At 69.4% G+C, this 17,631-nt stretch carries 19 protein-coding genes and 1 pseudogene; 7 read left to right on the top strand and 13 right to left on the bottom strand.

Annotated features, from left to right (window positions below; translation table 11 throughout):
• Nucleotides 1-105: 105 nt before the first annotated feature.
• A pseudogene (locus KCI33_RS13785) lies at nt 106-267 on the top strand (PaaI family thioesterase); the annotation flags it as partial.
• Nucleotides 268-273: 6 nt separating this feature from the next.
• Here the strand turns inward: KCI33_RS13785 and KCI33_RS13780 are convergent.
• Together KCI33_RS13780 and KCI33_RS13775 are read right to left on the bottom strand one after the other, a co-directional pair.
• Nucleotides 274-672 carry a cytochrome c gene (locus KCI33_RS13780; protein WP_212525380.1) on the bottom strand — a complete coding sequence of 133 codons (399 nt, stop codon included), beginning with the start codon at nt 670-672 and terminating at the stop codon, nt 274-276.
• Between the two features lie 29 nt (nt 673-701).
• Nucleotides 702-1,106: a cytochrome c gene (locus tag KCI33_RS13775; protein WP_212525379.1), complete on the bottom strand. Its 405-nt coding sequence runs from the start codon at nt 1,104-1,106 to the stop codon at nt 702-704.
• Nucleotides 1,107-1,240: 134 nt separating this feature from the next.
• On the opposite strand from KCI33_RS13775, the gene KCI33_RS13770 reads away from it, so the two are divergent.
• Nucleotides 1,241-1,687: a DMT family transporter gene (locus KCI33_RS13770; RefSeq protein ID WP_212525378.1), complete on the top strand. Its 447-nt coding sequence runs from the start codon at nt 1,241-1,243 to the stop codon at nt 1,685-1,687.
• Between the two features lie 2 nt (nt 1,688-1,689).
• On the opposite strand, the gene KCI33_RS13765 is transcribed toward KCI33_RS13770, so the two are convergent.
• From KCI33_RS13765 to KCI33_RS13750, 4 genes are all read right to left on the bottom strand, one after another.
• A complete protein-coding gene (locus tag KCI33_RS13765; RefSeq protein WP_249139063.1) occupies nt 1,690-2,124 on the bottom strand; it encodes a L,D-transpeptidase in 435 nt (144 codons plus the stop codon).
• A 104-nt stretch (nt 2,125-2,228) separates the two neighbouring features.
• Nucleotides 2,229-3,155 (bottom strand): calcium-binding protein, encoded by a 927-nt coding sequence (locus KCI33_RS13760; RefSeq protein ID WP_212525377.1) that lies wholly within the window; start codon nt 3,153-3,155, stop codon nt 2,229-2,231.
• Nucleotides 3,156-3,259: 104 nt separating this feature from the next.
• The gene (locus tag KCI33_RS13755; RefSeq protein WP_212525376.1) at nt 3,260-3,937 is read right to left on the bottom strand and encodes an ABC transporter ATP-binding protein; all 678 of its coding nucleotides are present in this window, start codon (nt 3,935-3,937) and stop codon (nt 3,260-3,262) included.
• Nucleotides 3,930-5,216: a lipoprotein-releasing ABC transporter permease subunit gene (locus KCI33_RS13750; RefSeq protein ID WP_212525375.1), complete on the bottom strand. Its 1,287-nt coding sequence runs from the start codon at nt 5,214-5,216 to the stop codon at nt 3,930-3,932. Before KCI33_RS13750 ends, KCI33_RS13755 begins: the two co-directional genes overlap by 8 nt.
• A 167-nt stretch (nt 5,217-5,383) precedes the next feature.
• On the opposite strand from KCI33_RS13750, the gene KCI33_RS13745 reads away from it, so the two are divergent.
• On the top strand, nt 5,384-6,703 hold the full coding sequence (locus tag KCI33_RS13745) for a ferredoxin reductase family protein (RefSeq protein WP_212525374.1): 1,320 nt from the start codon (nt 5,384-5,386) through the stop codon (nt 6,701-6,703).
• Nucleotides 6,704-6,817: 114 nt separating this feature from the next.
• Here the strand turns inward: KCI33_RS13745 and KCI33_RS13740 are convergent, their stop codons facing one another.
• Both KCI33_RS13740 and proS read right to left on the bottom strand, forming a co-directional pair.
• The gene (locus KCI33_RS13740) at nt 6,818-7,312 is read right to left on the bottom strand and encodes a DUF2937 family protein (RefSeq protein ID WP_212525373.1); all 495 of its coding nucleotides are present in this window, start codon (nt 7,310-7,312) and stop codon (nt 6,818-6,820) included.
• Nucleotides 7,313-7,316: 4 nt separating this feature from the next.
• Nucleotides 7,317-8,654 carry a proline--tRNA ligase gene (gene proS, locus KCI33_RS13735; RefSeq protein WP_212525372.1) on the bottom strand — a complete coding sequence of 446 codons (1,338 nt, stop codon included), beginning with the start codon at nt 8,652-8,654 and terminating at the stop codon, nt 7,317-7,319.
• 134 nt (nt 8,655-8,788) lie between these two features.
• On the opposite strand from proS, the gene KCI33_RS13730 reads away from it, so the two are divergent.
• From KCI33_RS13730 to KCI33_RS13715, 4 genes are read left to right on the top strand one after another with little or no spacing between them, the layout of a single operon-like run.
• Nucleotides 8,789-9,856 (top strand): AI-2E family transporter, encoded by a 1,068-nt coding sequence (locus KCI33_RS13730; protein ID WP_212525371.1) that lies wholly within the window; start codon nt 8,789-8,791, stop codon nt 9,854-9,856.
• Entirely contained in the window at nt 9,857-10,528 is a 672-nt protein-coding gene (locus KCI33_RS13725; protein WP_212525370.1) for a DnaA/Hda family protein, read from the top strand. It begins immediately after the preceding gene.
• Nucleotides 10,529-10,582: 54 nt separating this feature from the next.
• Nucleotides 10,583-12,751 (top strand): RNA degradosome polyphosphate kinase, encoded by a 2,169-nt coding sequence (locus tag KCI33_RS13720; protein WP_212525369.1) that lies wholly within the window; start codon nt 10,583-10,585, stop codon nt 12,749-12,751.
• Nucleotides 12,752-12,771: 20 nt separating this feature from the next.
• Nucleotides 12,772-14,316, top strand: coding sequence for a Ppx/GppA family phosphatase (locus KCI33_RS13715; RefSeq protein WP_212525368.1), 1,545 nt, complete (start codon nt 12,772-12,774; stop codon nt 14,314-14,316).
• Between the two features lie 45 nt (nt 14,317-14,361).
• Here the strand turns inward: KCI33_RS13715 and KCI33_RS13710 are convergent, their stop codons facing one another.
• Genes KCI33_RS13710 through KCI33_RS13690 form a run of 5 tightly spaced genes read right to left on the bottom strand, consistent with a single transcriptional unit; the run spans nt 14,362 to nt 17,597 of the window.
• Nucleotides 14,362-14,712, bottom strand: a complete 351-nt coding sequence (locus KCI33_RS13710; RefSeq protein ID WP_212525367.1) for a hypothetical protein — start codon at nt 14,710-14,712, stop codon at nt 14,362-14,364.
• A 36-nt stretch (nt 14,713-14,748) separates the two neighbouring features.
• A complete protein-coding gene (locus KCI33_RS13705) occupies nt 14,749-15,783 on the bottom strand; it encodes an endonuclease/exonuclease/phosphatase family protein (RefSeq protein ID WP_212525366.1) in 1,035 nt (344 codons plus the stop codon).
• Entirely contained in the window at nt 15,780-16,463 is a 684-nt protein-coding gene (locus KCI33_RS13700) for a molecular chaperone DjiA (RefSeq protein WP_212525365.1), read from the bottom strand. Before KCI33_RS13700 ends, KCI33_RS13705 begins: the two co-directional genes overlap by 4 nt.
• A 31-nt stretch (nt 16,464-16,494) precedes the next feature.
• Complete coding sequence (locus tag KCI33_RS13695) at nt 16,495-16,983, bottom strand: GNAT family N-acetyltransferase (RefSeq protein ID WP_212525364.1); 489 nt, start codon at nt 16,981-16,983, stop codon at nt 16,495-16,497.
• Entirely contained in the window at nt 16,980-17,597 is a 618-nt protein-coding gene (locus KCI33_RS13690; protein WP_212525363.1) for a VOC family protein, read from the bottom strand. The genes KCI33_RS13695 and KCI33_RS13690 overlap by 4 nt, the downstream gene beginning before the upstream one ends.
• Nucleotides 17,598-17,631 lie beyond the last annotated feature (34 nt).

Below are 17,631 nucleotides of genomic sequence, written 5' to 3'. Positions count from 1 at the left end.
ACGGGCTCACCCCGCGGCAGTATCACCAACGGTCGAAAGAGGACCAAATCCTGAACAGAGCTAACTCATAAGCGCGGACTCTAAGGGGAGCAGGTCACCACCAATCTCGACACCCAGTTCCTGCGCCCCGGCACCGGCGATGCCATCACCTGCCGGGCCGAGATCGTGCGGGCGGGCAAGGCGCTGATCTTCGCCCGCGCCGAGATGGCGGCCCGCCCCTCGGGCAAGGCGGTGGCCAGCGCCACGGCCACCTTCTACCTGCCCTGAGGCGGGTTATTCCTGGATCGTCTCCAGCCAGGCGGCGAGATCGGCGATGGTCTGGCTGGTCAGGATCGGCTGGCCGCCCGGGCCCATGACCGCCACCGTGCCGCCCTCGAAATAATCGCCGAACAGCGGCATCACCCCGCCATGCGCCAGCATCGGGTCGCGCCCGTCCACCTGGCGCATCACCCGCAGCAGCGGAAACACCCCGTCGTTCTGCGCGGCGAGCCGCGTCAGGCCGGGGGTGTCGATGGCCAGGATCTCGGCCATCGGGCCGCCGCCGCGCGCCTCGATCCCGTGGCAGGTGGCGCAGTAGCTGCGGTAGATCTCGGCCCCGGCCCGGACGTTCTGCGCGCCGGCCTGGGCCGCGGACAGGGCGGCCAGCGCGGCCGCCAGTGCAATCGGTTTCATCGCGTCCTCCCTCGGGCCGGGCCCCGGCCCTATTGCTGAATGCTCTCCAGATAGGCGGCCAGATCGGCCAGCGGCCGCGGCGTGGGGGTCAGGCGGCCGTCGCCGCTGTCGTAGCGGATCATCGGCCCCTCGAGCAGCGCGCCGAACTCGGGCATCGAGCCGCCATGCTGATCGGTTCGCGTGTAGCCGTCGATGGTCGACATCACCTGCGCCCGCGGGAACACCCCGCCGTTGCGCGCGGCGATCCGCGTCAGGTCGGGTGGCGGCACGTCGAGATCGGCGGCAGCGGGGCCGTCGCCGCGCGCGCCCGGCCCGTGGCAGGCGGCGCAGTAGTCGTCGAACAGGGCGCGCCCGGCGGGCTCGGCGGGGGGCGTCACGCAGCCCGCCAGCGCGGCCAGCGCCGCGGCGGGGGTGAGGGCGAGAAGGGCTCGCATCTCGGGCCTCCTTGTCATGTCATTGGCTCGCCCCAGAGAACCACGCCGCCCGCCGTCATGCAATGGGCTCGCGCCCCCTTCCCCCGCGCCCGCGCCGGCGCTAGCGTGGCGGCGCAAACCACGAGGAGCGCGCGATGGACATGACCACCCTGAAATACGCCGCGGTGATGCTGGCCGCGGGGATCGGCATCCCGGTGCTGGCGGCGCTGAACGCGGCGCTGGGCGTGCGGCTGGGCTCTCCGGTGGCGGCGGCCGCCTGCCTGTTCACCGTGGCGCTGAGCGGCACGCTGATCGTGCTGACGATCACCGGACCGGCGGCGATGGCCGACCTGCTGGCGGCGCCGAGGCATCTGTTCCTGGCGGGGCTTCTGGTGGCGTTCTATGTGCTGTCGATCACCTTCATCGCGCCGCATTTCGGGGTGGGCAACGCGGTGTTCTTCGTGCTGCTGGGGCAGCTTGTCTCGGCCGCCGCGATCGACCATTTCGGGCTGATGGGCGCACGGATGGAGCCGCTCACCCTGACCCGCGCCGCGGGCATCGCCCTGATGGCGGCGGGCGTGTTCGTCACCCAGCGCGCCTGAGGCTACTCCACGATCCGCACCAGCGTCTCGGCCAGTCCCACGCGGCCGACCATGCCGAAGAGGATCTCGGCGTGGTCCGGATGCAGGCGGATGCAGCCCGCCGAGGCCGGAGCGCCCAGCCGCTCCACCTGGTCGGTGCCGTGGATGGCGTAATCGCCCTCGAAAAAGATCGAAAACGGCATCGGCGCCCCGTCGTAGAGCGTGGAGCGGTGATGGCGCGACAGCCATTCCGGCACGAAATCGCCCAGCGGTGTGCACTTGCCCTCCCGCGCGGTGGAGACCGGCCAGACATGGCGCGTCGCCCCCGCCTCGGACACGGTCATCCGCTGCTCCGACAGGTCGACCACGATCAGCACCTGTTGCGCCAGCGCGGGCGTGCCGGCCGCGATCAGCACCGCCGCCAGAAGCGCCCTCATCTCCGCGACCACCTTGGCCATTCGACGATTTTCACCAGATCCGCCCCTCCGTCACGCCGCCCCGCCAGGCAGCGCCCATAAGGCGGCACCGCGTTGCCTGCGGTCAAGGGCCCTGAACGGACCGCTCAGGCCACGATCACATATTGCGAGGGGTCCAGCGGCGCCGCGAGGCCCGGCAGCCTGAGCGTCGCCCCCGCGTCGAGTGCGATCTCCACCCCGTCCGGCGTCACCGTCTGCGACAGGGCGGCGGGCGGGGCCGACCCCACCCATTGAATGATCAACGCATCCTCGTCGGGATCGAAATCGGTGATGACGGCCGCACCGGCGCCGCTCACCGTCAGCAGGAACTGGTCCTCGCCCGTGCCCCCCGTTGCAGTGTCGAGCAGGTCCATCAGCAGCGCGTCGTCGCCCCTGCCGCCGATCATCCGATCCGCCCCCGGCCCGCCATCCAGCGCGTCGTCGCCCGGGTTTCCCATGAGTGTGTCCCCGCCTTCGCCGCCGAGCAGCAGGTCGTCGCCCTCGTCGCCGGACAGCCGGTCATCGCCCTCCGCGCCGTGCAACCCGTCCGCGCCGAGGCCACCCGCAAGGCTGTCGCCCCCAGGCCCGCCATCCAGAAGGTCGGAGCCGACACCGCCCCACAGGCTGTCGTGGCCAATGCCGCCCGCGAGGGCGTCGTCGCCGCCTGCGCCCGCCAGGAGGTCGTTGCCGGCATTGCCTTCCAGCAGGTCATTACCCGCATTGCCAAGCAGCGCGTCATCGCCGAAACCGCCCCTGATCACGTCGTCGCCATACATGCCCCGCGCGTGGTCGTCTCCGGGGCCCGCGCTCAACTGGTCGTTCCCGAAGCCTCCCAGCAGCGTGTCGTCGCCGGCCCGCGCCGTGATCAGATCGTCGCCGCCAAGCCCGTCGATCAGGTCGTTCCCGGCGCTTCCGGTCAGGATGTCGTCGCCCTCGGACGCCTCCTGCCGGTCCTTGTCGTCCGAGTCGTCGTCAATGATCTCGTGCAGGCCGTAGGCCAGCCCGAAGCTCAAAAGAATCCAAACGGCAATCATACCTTTCGCCCCCCAGCGGAAAATAAACGCCGAAAGGTTAACGCAGTTGCGGGATTCGAAACGACAGCAATTTGAGGGATATTCCGCGTCCCGTCCGGAAACGGTCAGGACAGGTGCCCGTCCTCCAGATGCAACTGGCGGTCCATACGGGCGGCCAGTTCCAGGTTGTGCGTGGCGATCAGCGCGGCGAGGCCGGTGTCGCGCACCAGTTCCATCAGCGTGGCGAAGACCCGATCGGCCGTCGCCGGGTCGAGATTGCCGGTGGGCTCGTCGGCCAGCAGCAGGCGCGGCGCGTTCGCCAGCGCCCGGCAGAAGGCCACGCGCTGCTGTTCGCCGCCCGACAGTTCGGCCGGGCGGTGATCGGCGCGCGCCTCGACGCCGACGCGCGCCAGCAGGTCGCGTGCGCGGGCCTCAGCCTCGCCGCGCCTGCGTCCGGCGGCGAGCTGCGGCAGCACGATGTTTTCCAGCGCGGTGAACTCCGGCAGCAGGTGGTGGAACTGGTAGACGAAACCGACCTCGGCACGGCGGGTCGCGGTGCGACGACGGTCGGATTGGCCGGTCATCTCGGCCCCGCCGATCGCCACGCGCCCGGCGTCGGGCCGGTCCAGCAGCCCCGCGATATGCAGCAGCGTCGATTTCCCCGCCCCCGAGGGCGCGACCAGCGCCACCACCTCGCCGGGCTGCACCGAAACCGACGCCCCGCGCAGCACGCACACCTCGCCGGGCATGCCCTTGTTGTAGGTCTTGTCGATCGCGTCGAGTTGCAGAACCGGCTCATTCATAGCGCAGCGCCTCCACCGGGTTCATCCGCGCCGCGCGGCGGGCGGGAAAGATCGTGACCACGAAGGACAGCCCCAGCGACAGCACCACGGCCGAAAGCACGTCGCCCGCCTGCAGCTTGGCCGGCAGGTTGTAGATGCCGCGGATCGACGGATCCCAGACGCCGCCCCCGGCGACGTAGTTCACCGCCGAGAAGATCGGGTCGATATAGATCGCGAAGAGGCAGCCGAAGGCGACGCCCAGCGCCGTGCCCACGATCCCGATCGACGCCCCGCAGATGAAAAAGACGCGCAGGATCGAGCCCTCGGTCAGCCCCATCGTGCGCAGGATGCCGATGTCGCGGCCCTTGTTCTTCACCAGCATGATCAGACCCGAGATGATGTTCATCGCCGCGATCAGCACGAGGATCGCCATGATGATGAACATCACGTTGTCCTCGATATCCAGCGCCCGCAGGAACGCCCCCGAGGCGTCGCGCCAGGTCCACAGCAGCGCCCGCTCCCCGCCCGCGCGCAGCAGCGACGGGGCCATGTCGTCGATGGCCTCGGGCGTGGCGACCATGACCTCCATCTCGTCGGCCGCGCCCTCGCGGTTGAAATAGCTCTGCGCCTCGGCGAAGGGCATGTAGACGCGCGTGCGGTCGATGTCGTAGCGCCCGGCGGTGAAGATATAGACCACCTCGTAGGCCTTGACGCGGGGGCTGGTGCCGAAGGCCGTCTTCACCCCGTCGGGCGAGATCAGCCTGATCCGGTCGCCCAGCCCCACGCCCAGCTCGCGCGCCACGCCCGAGCCGATGGCGACGCCCTCGTCAAACCGCGCGATGTCGCCCAGCGCCAGCTCCGAGCCCGCCACGCGGGGAATGGTCATCAGGTCGTCCCGCGCGATGCCGAAGACCTCGACGCCTGCGTTGCGGCCCTGCGCGCTGGCCATGACCTGGCCCTTGACCAGGGGCGCGACACGGGTCACGCCCTCGACCGCGCGCAGGCGCTCGGCCATCGCCTCGTAATCGGTGATCGCGCGCGTGGTCTGGCCGGTCTCGGTGACATAGAGGCCGGAATAGACGGTGACATGGGCATTCGCGCCGAGGATCGTGTCCACGAACTCGGCCCGGAAACCGGCCCGCACCGCCAGCGTCGCGATCAGCGCAAAGACCGCCAGGGTGATGCCGATCAGCGAGATCCAGGTCATCACGCTGACGCCCCCCTCTGAGCGGCGCGCGCGCAGGTAGCGCCAGGCGATCATCCATTCGAAACCGGCGAAGGGGGCGGTGCGGTTGGCCACGGCTGCTCCTGTTGTACTTGGCGCGGACAGTGCGGCGAACGCCGCGGGGGGTCAAGGCGCAACCTTTGCCGCAGGAGGGCCGGTTTCAACCCCGTAACCCGCGTTTTCTCTGGTTTTTGAACGCGCGCGAGGCTAGCCCTAAGGGGACAGAAAGGGAGGCACCGATCATGCCGGCAGGGCTTCTGATCCTTCTCTACCTCTGCGCGGCGCTGCTGCCGCTGGGGCTCGCGTGGGCGCAAGGGCTGGAGGCGCGCTCGATCTTCGACGAACTCGCCTCGGGGGCGGGGATCTTGGCGCTGGCGGTGATCCTGGCCGAGTTCCTGCTGCTCGGCCGCTATCGTTTCGTTGCGCGCCGGGTGGGGACCGATATCGTGATGCGGATGCACCAGCTGCTGGCCCGCGGCGCGGCGGCGCTGGCGGTGGCGCACCCGTTCCTCTACACCACCCGCCGCGCGCCCGCGCCGGACTGGGACGTCGGCCGGCAATTCTTCGTCACGCATGAGCTCTCGGCGATCTGGCCGGGCATGATCGCCTGGCTGCTGTTGCCGGCGCTGGTGCTGATGGCGATCGGGCGCAACGCGCTGGGCTACCGCTACGAGACATGGCGGCTGATGCATGGGCTGGGCGCGGCGCTGATCGCGGGCTTCGGCGTGCTGCACACGCTGCGCGCGGGCCGCTACAGCGCCGATCCGACGATGGCCACTGTCTGGCTGGCCCTGCTGGGCGTGGCACTGTTCGCGCTGGCCTATGTCTATGTGCTGACGCCGCTGGCGCAGCTGCGCCGGCCGTGGCGGGTGGCCGCGGTCGCGCCGGTGGCCGAACGGACATGGGAGGTCACCCTGCGCCCGGCGCGCGACTTCGCCTTCCGCTACCGCGCCGGGCAGTTCGCCTGGCTCAACATCGGCCACCGCCCCTTTGGCCCGCATGAGAACCCGTTCTCGATCAGCTCGGCCCCCTCGGCCGGGCCCGAGGTCAGCTTCATCATCAAGGAACTGGGCGATTTCACCCGCACCATCGGACAGGTGAAGCCCGGCACCCGCGCCTATCTCGACGGCCCGCACGGGCACCTGACGGTCACCGACCACAAGGCGCCCGGCGTCGCGCTGATCGCGGGCGGGGTGGGCATCGCGCCGATGATGGGCATCCTGCGCGAGTTGCACGCCAGCGGCGACACCCGCCCCACGGCGCTGATCTACGGCAACCGCAACGCGGCCCAGATCGCCTGCCGCGACGAGCTGGAGGAACTGGCCCGCGCCCACGGCACACGGCTGGGCCATGTCCTGTGCGATCCCCCCGAGGGGTGGACGGGCGAGGTCGGCTTCGTCACGCCCGAATTGCTGCGCGCCCATTTCGGCGACGCCGAGCACCGCGAATGGCTCTACGTCCTGTGCGGCCCGCCAGCGATGCTGGAGGCGGTCGAGGACGCCCTGATCGGCCTCGGCGTGCCCTCGGGCAACATCCTGTCGGAGAGGTTCAGCTATGACTAGATCGCTCTCGCGCCTGCCCCTGCGCCGCCGCATCGCGCTGGCCTACGCGGGCCTCAACGCGGTGGGCCTGCTGGCGCTGATCGCCTTCGCCCTGCGCGGGCTGGTCTGATCGCCTCAGACCGCCCGGCGGCGGCGGCCAAACAGGCGGCGCAGCCCGGCGAACAGCCCCATCACCGACAGCCAGCCCGCGCCATAGCCGATGCCGGCGCAGATCAGCCCGTCGGCGGTGGCGGGCACGGCGGGGCGGAATTCTTCCCAGGTGCGCCGGGCCAGATCGGGGTCGGAAAAGCGCCAGACCTGCGCCAGCCGGCCCAGCGGGTCCTTGTCCCTGAGGCTGGCGTAGTCGCGCGACAGCCGGTCATAGCGCGCCAGCCGCCCCGCCATGGTGTCGCGCAGCGTCTCTTCGAAATCCGAGCCCTCCAGCCGCGCCAGCGCCTCGTCGCGGCTCAGACCCGCGGCCTGCGCGCTGACGTCGAAGGCCAGCGCGATCGGGCGCAGTTCGTTCACCGCGCCCGAGAGGCGTTGCAGGTATTGCTGCGAGAACTCGGGGAATTGCGACAAGGCCACGGCCCCCGCGATACCGCCTGCCAGGGCCAGTGACCGGATCATCGCCTCACAGCCCCTTGTAGATCTCCACCACGCGGGCGACAGCCAGCTCGGGCGCCAGCTCCTCGCTTTCGCCGGTGCGGCGGCAGGTCAGTTCCACGACGCCGTTCTTCAGCCCGCGCGGGCCCACGGTGATGCGCCAGGGCAGGCCGATCAGGTCCATCGTGGCGAACTTGGCGCCCGCGCGCTCCTCGCGGTCGTCGTAGAGCGGCTCCAGCCCGGCAGCGGTCAGCGCCTTGTAGACATCCTCGCAGGCGGCGTCGGCCTCGGCGTCGCCCTGCTTGAGGTTGACGATTCCGCAGTGGAAGGGGGTCACGCCCTCGGGCCAGATGATGCCCTTGTCGTCGTGGCTGGCCTCGATGATCGCGCCGACAAGGCGGCTGACGCCGATGCCGTGGCTGCCCATGTGTACCGGCACGCGCTCGCCCTTGTCGTTGGTGACGACGGCGTTCATCGGCTCGGAATACTTGGTGCCGAAATAGAAGATCTGCCCGACCTCGATACCGCGGGCAGTGCGGCGGCGCTCCTCGGGGATCTGGTTGAACAGCGCCTCGTCATGGGTCTCGTCGGTGCGGGCGTATTTCGAGGTGAATTCCTCCATCACGCCCTGGCACTGCTCGACGCTGTCGTAGTCGATCTCGCGGTCGCCGAAGGTCAGATCGGTCACGGCGCTGTCGTAGAACACCTCCGACTCGCCGGTCTCGGCCAGCACCAGGAACTCGTGGGTGTCCTCGCCGCCGATCGGGCCGCTGTCGGCGCGCATCGGGATCGCCTGCAGGCCCAGTCGCTCATAGGTGCGCAGGTAGCTCACCAGGTGGCGGTTGTAGGCATGCAGCGCGGCCTCTTTCGTCAGGTCGAAATTGTAGCCGTCCTTCATGTAGAACTCGCGCCCCCGCATCACGCCGAAGCGCGGGCGGATCTCGTCGCGGAACTTCCACTGGATGTGGTAGAGCGTCAGCGGCAGGTCCTTGTAGGAGGTGACGTAGGAGCGGAAGATATCCGTGATCAACTCCTCGTTGGTGGGACCGTAGAGCATGTCGCGGCCGTGGCGGTCGGTGATGCGCAGCATCTCCTCGCCGTAATCGTCGTAGCGCCCGCTCTCGCGCCACAGGTCGGCCGATTGCAGGGTGGGCATCAGCATCGGGATGTGACCCGCGCGGATCTGTTCCTCATGCACGATCTGCTCGATCCGTTTCAGCACCTTGAAGCCGAGCGGCAACCAGGAATAGATCCCGGCGCTGGACTGCTTGATCATGCCGGCGCGCAGCATGAAGCGGTGGCTGACGATCTGGGCCTCGGCGGGGGTTTCTTTCAGGACGGGCAGGAAATAGCGGGTCAGACGCATGATTGTCGGCGCTTTCTCGAAGTGATCTGTCCGGCCCCGTCTATGCGATTGCGCCTTGCCAGACAAGGCACTCGGCCCCTTGCAACCCGCTTTGGCATGGGCCACATCTACAGGCGCACCAAAGGAACGCGCGAATGGCACTGCCGGTCAGGGAACAGATGAAATACTGGAGCATCGCCGCCGCGGTATTCCTGGGGCTGCTATGGCTGCTCAGCGGCGTGATGCTGCCCTTCGTGCTGGGCATGGCGGTGGCCTACTTCCTCGACCCCGTGGCCGACTGGCTGGAGGCGCATGGCTTCAGCCGGGCCTGGGCCACGGTGACGATCACGGTGGCGGCGGCACTGATCTTCGTGCTGGCGGCGCTGGTGGTGGTGCCGGCTCTGATCGATCAGGCGGTGGCGCTGGTCAATGTCGCGCCCAAGCTGTTCACCCAGCTCCACACCTTCCTGACCGAGCGCTTCCCCTCGCTGATCGACGAGGGATCGACCCTGCGGAAGTCGCTTCTCGCGCTGGGCGACACGATCCAGTCCAAGGGCGGCGAGCTGGTCAATGCCGTCGTCTCCTCGGCGATGAACGTGATCAACCTCGTGCTGCTGGTGGTGCTGGTGCCGGTGATCACCTTCTACCTGCTGATGGACTGGGACCGCATGGTCGCCCAGATCGACGAGCTGCTGCCGCGCGACCACGCCCCCGCCATCCGCCAGATCGCGCATGACATCGACCGAACGCTCGCCTCCTTCATCCGCGGCCAGGGCACGGTGTGCCTGATCCAGGGCATCTTCTACGCCAGCGCGCTGATGCTGGCCGGGCTGCAATTCGGGCTGATCGTGGGCTTCATCGCCGGGCTGATCTCCTTCATCCCCTATATCGGCGCGCTGGTGGGCGGCGCGCTGGCGCTGGGGCTGGCGGTGTTCCAGTTCTGGGGCGAATGGTGGATGATCGGCGCGGTGGGCGCGATCTTCGCCGCGGGCCAGGTGATCGAGGGCAACGTGCTGACGCCCAAGCTGGTGGGCGGCTCGGTCGGGCTGCACCCGGTCTGGCTGATCTTCGCGCTGTCCGCCTTCGGCACGCTGTTCGGCTTCGTCGGCATGCTGGTCGCGGTGCCCGTGGCCGCCTCCATCGGCGTCGTCACCCGCTGGGGCGTGACGCAATACCAGGACAGCCGCCTCTACAAGGGCCTGAGCTGGAACGAGGAGGAGTAGATGAACGAGCAGCTGGCCTTCGACCTGCCCGTCCGCAGCGCGACCGGGCGGGAGGATTTCTTCGTCTCTCCCTCCAACGCCGTGGCCGTGGCGCAGATCGAGGCCTGGCGCGACTGGCCACAGCGCAAGATGGTGCTGGTCGGGCCGATGGGCGCGGGCAAGACCCATCTCGCCCATGTCTGGGCCGATGCCAGCGGCGCCCGGATCGTGGCCGCCGACGCGCTGCCGCGCGCCGGGATCGAGGCGCTGTCCGCGCGCGGCGCGGTAGCGGTCGAGGATGCCGACCGCATCGCCGGCGACCGGGCCGCGGAACAGGCGCTGTTCCACCTGCACAACCTGATCCTGGCCGAGGGCGGCGTGCTGCTGCTGACCGCGCGCTCTGCGCCGCGGCAATGGCCACTCGCCCTGCCCGACCTGCGCAGCCGGCTGGAGGCCACGGCCACCGCCACGCTGGAGGCGCCCGACGACGCGCTGCTGGCGGCGCTGCTGGTCAAGCTCTTCACCGACCGCCAGATCGCCGTCCCGCCCAAGCTGATCCCCTATCTCGTGGCGCGGATGGACCGCTCCTTCGCCGCGGCGCAGGCGCTGGTGGCCGACCTCGACCGCCGCGCGCTGGAAACCGGGCGCAAGATCGGCGAACGGCTGGCGGCCGAGTTGCTGGACAAGGCCTGACCAGACGCGCGATACTGTCGCGCAATCGTTACGAACAAGGCGGAAAAGCCGGGCATGACACAGGCTGATTTCCTCAACTCCCCGCTGCCCGAACCGGTCGAGGTGCCCGTCACCCAGCGCACCGGCCCGAAACGATTCTTCAACCGCGAACTCAGCTGGCTCGGCTTCAACTGGCGGGTGCTGGACGAGGCGTCGCACCCCACCGTGCCGCTGCTGGAGCGGGTGCGCTTCGTCTCGATCTCGGCCACCAATCTCGACGAATTCTACACCGTGCGGGTGGCCGGCCTGCGCGAGCTGGCCAAGGAGGGCAACACCACCCCCGCCGCCGACGGGCTGACCCCGGCCGAGCAGCTGGTGCTGATCGACAAGGACGCCCGCCGCCTGCTGCAATCCCAGCAAAGCGTGTGGAACAGGCTCAAGCGCGAGATGGAGGAGGAAGGCATCACCATCCTCACCCGCTCCAAGCTGGGCAAGCGCGACCGCGAACATCTGGAACGGCATTTCCTGAACAAGGTCTTTCCGGTGCTGTCGCCGCTGGCGATCGACCCGGCGCATCCCTTCCCCTTCATCCCCAACGCCGGATTCTGCCTGGCGCTGCAGCTCGAACGCGAAAGCGACGGCCGCGCGCTGCAGGCGCTGCTGCCGATCCCCAACCAGGTGGACCGCTTCATCCGCCTGCCTGCCCCCGAGGGAGAGCACCGCTTCCTGCCGCTGGAGGAACTGCTGCTGATCCATGTCGGCATCCTGTTCCCCAACTACCGCGCGACCGGCAGCTGCACCTTCCGGGTGCTGCGCGACAGCGATCTCGAGGTCGAGGACGAGGCCGAGGATCTGGTGCGCGAATTCGAGGTCGCGCTGAAGCGCCGCCGCCGCGGCGAGGTGGTGCGGATGAAACTGTCCGCCGGCGCGCCGGAAGAATTGCGCCGCCTGATCATCCAGCAGCTGCACATCACCGAGGCCGAGGTGATCGAGGTGCGCGGCCTGATCGGCCTGGCCGACCTCAAGGAACTGGTGCTCGACGCCCGGCCCGACCTGCTCTGGCCCAGCTTCACCCCGCGCGTGCCCGAGCGGGTGCAGGACCATGACGGCGACATGTTCGCCGCGATCCGCCAGAAGGACATGCTGCTGCACCACCCCTACGAGACCTTCGACATGGTGGTGCGCTTCCTCAAGCAGGCCGCGCGCGACCCCAACGTGCTGGCGATCAAGCAGACGCTCTACCGCACCTCCAAGGACAGCCCGATCGTCGAGGCGCTGTGCGAGGCTGCGGAGGACGGCAAATCCGTCACCGCGCTGGTCGAACTGAAGGCACGGTTCGACGAGGCCGCCAATATCCGGCAGTCGCGCCGGCTGGAACGCTCGGGCGCGCATGTGATCTACGGCTTCATCAACTACAAGACCCACGCCAAGATCAGCACCGTGGTGCGGCGCGAGGGCGACCAGCTGGTGACCTACACCCACTTCGGGACCGGCAACTATCACCCGATCACGGCGAAAATCTACACCGATCTGAGCTTCTTCACCTGCGACCCGGCGCTGGGGCGCGACGCGACCAAGGTGTTCAACTACGTCGGCGGCTACGCCGAGCCAGAGGGGCTGGAGAACCTGGCGATCTCGCCGATCAACCTGAAATCCACGATCATCGAGAGCCTGGAGCGCGAGGCCGCCCACGCCCGCGCCGGCCGCCCCGCCGAGGTCTGGGCCAAGATGAACTCGCTGACCGAGCCCGACGTGATCGACGCGCTCTATCGCGCCAGCCAGGCCGGGGTGAAGATCAACCTGGTGATCCGCGGCATCTGCGGCCTGCGCCCCGGCATCAAGGAGCTGTCCGAGAACATCCGCGTGAAATCCGTCGTCGGGCGGTTCCTGGAACATTCGCGCATCGCCTGTTTCGGCAACGGCCACGGGCTGCCCTCGAAACACGCGCGGGTGTGGATATCCTCGGCCGACTGGATGGGGCGCAACCTTGGCTACCGGGTGGAAACCCTGGTCGAGATCCACAACGACACGGTCAAGGAGCAGATCGTCAGCCAGATCATGGCCGCCAATCTGGCCGACGAGGCGCAGAGCTGGGTGATGAAGCCCGACGGGGGCTTCCTGCGCTACCCGGTTGGCAAGGACGCCTTCAGCTGCCACGAATTCTTCATGAAGCACCCGTCGCTTTCGGGCCGGGGCAAGGCGGGGGCGCATGACGTGCCCAAGCTGGCCCGCTCGAAAGACTGACCGCGAGCGGGGGGAAACCGATGGACGACGCCAGCGACCAGCGTTCCGAAGACTGGGGGCCCTTCGGCCGCCCGCTGTTCAACGATCCCTCGGCCCGCGCGCTCAGCCGCGTGGGCGTGGTCGACGTGGGCTCCAACTCGGTGCGGATGGTGGTGTTCGACGGGGCGGCGCGCAGCCCTGCCTATTTCTTCAACGAAAAGGTCATGTGCGGGCTGGGCGCGGGCCTGGCCGAAAGCGGCCGGCTGAACCCCGAGGGGCGACGCCGGGCGCTCTCGGCGATCCGCCGCTTCGCGCTGCTCGCCGAGGGCATGGGCGCCGCGCCGCTGACCGCGGTGGCCACCGCCGCCATGCGCGAGGCCTCCGACGGGCCGGCGTTCTGCCGCGAGGTGCAGGAGCAGACCGGGCTGAAGCTGTGGGTGATCGACGGCTCCGAGGAGGCACGGCTGTCGGCGCAGGGCGTGCTGCTGGGCTGGCCCGAGGCAGAGGGGCTGGTCTGCGACATCGGCGGATCGTCGATGGAGCTGGCCGAGGTCAGCCGCGGCGAGATCGGCCGGCGCGTCTCCTCGCCGCTGGGGCCGCTGAAGCTGCGCGACGTGCCGGGCGGCAAGCGCGGGCTGGCCCGCCATATCAACGCGGTCGTCGGCGAGTTGGCCGCGACCATGGGCACGGCGCATGCCCGGCTCTACCTGGTGGGGGGCTCATGGCGGGCCATCGCCCGGCTGGACATGGAACGGCGCGGCTATCCGCTGACGGTGCTGCACGAATACCGCATGACCCGCAGGGCCATCCTGCAAACGCTGGACTGGATCGCCGCCAACGACCCCGAGGCGCTGCGCGCCCGCGCCGGCGTGGGAGCCGAGCGCATGGCGCTGGTGCCGATCGCCGCCGAGGTGCTGCGCCGGCTGGTGGGCACGCTGAAGCCGAAGGAGATCTTCGTCTCCTCCTACGGCATCCGCGAAGGGATGCTCTATGAGCAGATGCCCGAGAAGCTGCGCCGCCGCGATCCGCTGATCGAGGCCTGCTATTTCACCGAATCCACCTCGGCGCGGATGCCGGGCTTCGGCCGGCGTCTGTTCAAGTTCATCCAGCCGCTCTACCAGGACGCCCCGCCCGAACGGCTGCGCCTGGTCAAGGCCGCCTGCCTGCTGCACGACACCGCTTGGCGCGCGCATCCCGACTATCGCCACGAGGTCTGTTTCGACGCCGCCACCCGCGCCAACCTGGGCGGGCTCGACCACGAGGGGCGGATCTTCCTCGGGCTGGCGCTGCTGCACCGCTACAAGAACAGCCGCGCGGGCAGTCGGTTCGAGCCGCTGTTCGGCCTGCTCTCGGAGCCACAGATCAAGCAGGCCGAGGTGCTGGGCAAGGCGATGCGTTTCGGCGCGATGTTCTCTTCGGACCGTCCCGACGAGTTCGCGACGCTGCGCTACGCGCCGCGCAAGGCGCGGCTGGAACTGGTGCTGGAGCCGGGGGCCGAGGCGCTGTTCGGCGAGGTCGCCGAGGCGCGGCTGGCGTCGCTGGCGAAATCGCTGGGCACGCAGACCCGCGTCATCCGCGCGGCCTGACTCCTGGCGCGGCCGCGACTGAGTATTTTCGCCAAGAAGAAGGGATCACAGCTCGATCTCGCCGTCCGCGGGCGGGGTCTCTTCGGCGCCGGGCGCCTCGGGCGGGGCGAGAGGGGTCTTGCGGCGCAGGATGATGTCGCCGTTCGGCAGGCGCTCGGGCAGGTGGTAGGCGTCGAAGTCGTCAACGATTTCGAGCAGGCGGCGCAGGGCGGGCTCCATGCCCTCGGCCAGTTCGCGCAGCGCAGGCTCCATCTCGTCCATCAGCCCGCGCATGAACATGCGCGCGCCTTCCTCCAGCAGGTCGATGCCCTCTTTCACGCCGCCGCCCTCCTCCTGCGCCTGGGCGGGCGCGCAGGCAAGAAGGCCGGAGAGGGTCAGGGCGGCGAGGCGTTTCATACCCCCAATATAGGCGGATTCGGAGCGCGTTGAAGCTCACAGATCGATATCGAGCGTCACGGGGAAGTGATCGGAGGCCGCGACCAGCGCCTCGCGCAGCTCGGGGATGGCGTAGAGCTTGGGGTCGTCGAACGGGTGCCAGATGCGCCAGGCGGGATCGCGCACGCGGATGGCGGGCGAGACCATGATGTAATCGAGCAACGCCGAGAGGTAACGCCCCTCCTCGGCCAGGAAGAAGCGCGCGGTGGCGGGCTTGGCGCAGAGCGGCCCCAGCAGCGCCTCGCGCGCATGCGGGTCGTAGAGGCGCATAGCCTCCTCTGCCTCGTCGGCGCCCAGCACGATCTCCACCCCGGAATGGCCGAAGAGCTTTTCGTATTCGTCGAGTCCGGGGCCGTCGTTGAAATCGCCGAGCACGATCAGGGAATCGCCGTCGCGCAGATGCGCCGCGACGCGCTGGCGCAGCCAGATGCATTGCGCCAGTTGCTTGCGCCGGTTGTCGATCGAGATCCGCATCACCTCGTCGGGGGTGCTGGCGCCGTGTGGGGCCTTGGATTTGACATGCACTCCGATCATGCGGAACCGCGTGCCGGCGGCGGTTTCCATCGCCAGTTCCAGCGGCGGCTTGGAAAAGGTGATGCGCTCGGACTCGGCGTCGACATCGATGTCCCAGCGGAAGACCGCGTCGAAGCGCGGCGCGTCGGCCGAGCCCTTCTTGCCCGTGGGCGCACCCTGCGGGTCGTGCCGCGCGCTCAGCATGTCGGGGTCGTAGAGCAGCGCGATTTCCTGCTGGGTGTTGTTGGGAAAGCCCATAACGGCGCGGCGCGCGCGCAGCCCCATCGCCGCGGCGAAGTTTTCCAGCGCGGGCACCGTGGTGCGGCGGCCGTTGTGGTCCGGCGCCTCGACGATCATCACCGCGTCGGCGTCGAGCGCGGTAAACACGATCCCCAGCGAGGCGATCTGGTCGGCGCGGCGCACGTTCTGCCGGCCCGACCAGCCCATGTCGTCCAGCAGGTTCCCCTCGTCATCGAAGAGGTTGTTGAACCATTCGATGTTGTAGGTGGCGATCCTCAAGGCGCGGCGCCCCGGTTGATCTCCTCCCAGGCGGCGTTGATGGCGACGAGGCGCGCCTCGGCCAGCTTGACCGCCTCCTCCGGGACGCCGCGGGCGAGCATCCGGTCGGGATGGGCCTCGCGCACGGCGGCGCGCCAGGCGGCGCGCACTTCGTCGAGCGGCGCGTCATGGGCCACGCCCAGAACGTCGTAGGGATCGGGCGCGGCATCGGGCACGAAACGCGCCTTCAGGCTGCGGAACTGCCGCTCGCTCAGGCCGAAGATCTCGGCCACCCGCTTGAGGTAGTCCTCCTCGCCGGGGTGATAGCGGCCGTCGGCCATGGCGATGTGAAACAGCCCCTCCATCAGGTCGCAAAGCGGGCTCGCCTCGCCGCGGAACATGCGCTTGATGCGGCGCGCGTAATCCTCGAAACCGGCGATATCGGTGCGCGCCATGTTGAAGACCCGCGCGGCGTTGGCCTCCTCCGATCTCGGCAAGGTGAAGACCTCGCGGAAGGCGGCCACCTCGTCGCGGGTGACCTGGCCGTCGGCCTTGGCCATCTTCGCGCCCAGCGCAATCACCGCGATGGCAAAGGCCACGGTGCGCTCGGGCGGGCTGCGCAGGCGGTCAAAGACCTGCGCGAGGCCCTCGCCCTGTTGCAGCGCGGAAAGGGCATCGGATATGCGGGACCAGAGGCTCATGGTGCGAATGTAACCGGCGCGCAACCGGCTGTCAGGTCAGGAGTTTCTGCATCAGGACAAGATCCAGCCACCGCCCGGCCTTGAAGCCGACCTCGGGCAGCACCGCCACCGTTGCATAGCCCAGCGCGGCGTGAAAGGCGACGCCGGCGGAATTGGCGGCGCTGACGCCAGCGATCATGGAATGCGCGCCGCGCGCCCGCGCCTCTTCCTCGATCGCGGCCATCAGGGCCCGGCCCAGGCCGCGGCCCCAGCCCCCGGGCGCCAGGATGATCGTGTGCTCCATGGTATGGGCATAGCCCACCCCGCCGCGGAACTGGCCATAGGTGGCGAAACCCAGAACCCGGCCCGCCTCCTCGGCCACGAGGAACGGGTGGCCGGCGCGCGCCTTGACCGCCAGCGTCTCGCGCAGCTCGTCCTCGGTCTTCTCGACCGCGTTGAAGGTGATCAGCGTGTCGCGGATCACCGGGTTCCAGATCGCGGCAATGGCCGCGCAATCGCTGGGCAGCGCCGGGCGGATCATGACAGCACCACCTCGCCGCGTGGGCCGCGCAGCGTGGCGCGCAGCGCCTTTTGCGGCCCCTCCGAGATCACCACGCGCGGATCGTTCAGAAGCCCGGCAAGCGCCGCGCGCAGGGCGCGGGCCTGCGGGTGGATCACCTCCAGCCCGATCAGGCGGCAATCGGCCTCGGGCAGGCGCGCGGCCGGATGCGCGCCCTGCTGCCAGGCGATCAGCGCCGGAAACGCGCCGTCGAAGGGCAGCCTGCCATCCGCGGGCACCGCCATCTCCCAAGCCAGATCGCCACGCGACAGGGCCAGCGCGGCGCCCGCGCCGGCCGGCGCCCGGGGCAGGACCTGCGCCAACGCCTCGCAGCGGGCGATCCAGTTGGTCAGGCGCGGCGGGCCCGCGAAACGGTCGAGGTCAAACCAGCGCGGGCGGGCGGGCGCGGGCGCCTCGGGATCGACGGCGATCACTTCCAGATACAGGCCCGGCCCCAGATGCAGCAGCCGGTTGTGGGTGCCCATCAGCTCGTGCCGTCCGCCGGGGGCCAGCGTGACGCCCAGCGCCTCTTCGACATGATGCGCGCCCTCCTCAAGCGTTGCAGCCGAGACGGCGAGGTGATCGAGCTCCAGCATATGCGCCCCCAGTTGTTGCCGCGCCATTAAAGAC

This window comes from Actibacterium sp. MT2.3-13A (genome assembly GCF_018139985.1).
In the GTDB taxonomy this organism is placed as follows: Bacteria; Pseudomonadota; Alphaproteobacteria; order Rhodobacterales; family Rhodobacteraceae; genus JAGSOU01.
The sequence above is the reverse complement of the archived record's forward strand: the minus strand, read 5'-3'. Positions and strand labels throughout refer to the sequence as shown.

Bases quoted from the DNA above. Each gene is read 5' to 3' on its own strand.
- KCI33_RS13780 (WP_212525380.1), bottom strand. From the start codon at position 672: ATGAAACCGATTGCACTGGCGGCCGCGCTGGCCGCCCTGTCCGCGGCC.
- KCI33_RS13690 (WP_212525363.1), bottom strand. From the start codon at position 17,597: ATGCTGGAGCTCGATCACCTCGCCGTCTCGGCTGCAACGCTTGAGGAG.
- KCI33_RS13760 (WP_212525377.1), bottom strand. From the start codon at position 3,155: ATGATTGCCGTTTGGATTCTTTTGAGCTTCGGGCTGGCCTACGGCCTG.
- KCI33_RS13710 (WP_212525367.1), bottom strand. From the start codon at position 14,712: ATGAAACGCCTCGCCGCCCTGACCCTCTCCGGCCTTCTTGCCTGCGCG.
- KCI33_RS13775 (WP_212525379.1), bottom strand. From the start codon at position 1,106: ATGCGAGCCCTTCTCGCCCTCACCCCCGCCGCGGCGCTGGCCGCGCTG.
- KCI33_RS13770 (WP_212525378.1), top strand. From the start codon at position 1,241: ATGGACATGACCACCCTGAAATACGCCGCGGTGATGCTGGCCGCGGGG.
- KCI33_RS13700 (WP_212525365.1), bottom strand. From the start codon at position 16,463: ATGAGCCTCTGGTCCCGCATATCCGATGCCCTTTCCGCGCTGCAACAG.
- KCI33_RS13740 (WP_212525373.1), bottom strand. From the start codon at position 7,312: ATGATCCGGTCACTGGCCCTGGCAGGCGGTATCGCGGGGGCCGTGGCC.
- KCI33_RS13745 (WP_212525374.1), top strand. From the start codon at position 5,384: ATGCCGGCAGGGCTTCTGATCCTTCTCTACCTCTGCGCGGCGCTGCTG.
- KCI33_RS13695 (WP_212525364.1), bottom strand. From the start codon at position 16,983: ATGATCCGCCCGGCGCTGCCCAGCGATTGCGCGGCCATTGCCGCGATC.
- KCI33_RS13715 (WP_212525368.1), top strand. From the start codon at position 12,772: ATGGACGACGCCAGCGACCAGCGTTCCGAAGACTGGGGGCCCTTCGGC.
- proS (WP_212525372.1), bottom strand. From the start codon at position 8,654: ATGCGTCTGACCCGCTATTTCCTGCCCGTCCTGAAAGAAACCCCCGCC.
- KCI33_RS13725 (WP_212525370.1), top strand. From the start codon at position 9,857: ATGAACGAGCAGCTGGCCTTCGACCTGCCCGTCCGCAGCGCGACCGGG.
- KCI33_RS13730 (WP_212525371.1), top strand. From the start codon at position 8,789: ATGGCACTGCCGGTCAGGGAACAGATGAAATACTGGAGCATCGCCGCC.
- KCI33_RS13720 (WP_212525369.1), top strand. From the start codon at position 10,583: ATGACACAGGCTGATTTCCTCAACTCCCCGCTGCCCGAACCGGTCGAG.
- KCI33_RS13755 (WP_212525376.1), bottom strand. From the start codon at position 3,937: ATGAATGAGCCGGTTCTGCAACTCGACGCGATCGACAAGACCTACAAC.
- KCI33_RS13765 (WP_249139063.1), bottom strand. From the start codon at position 2,124: ATGGCCAAGGTGGTCGCGGAGATGAGGGCGCTTCTGGCGGCGGTGCTG.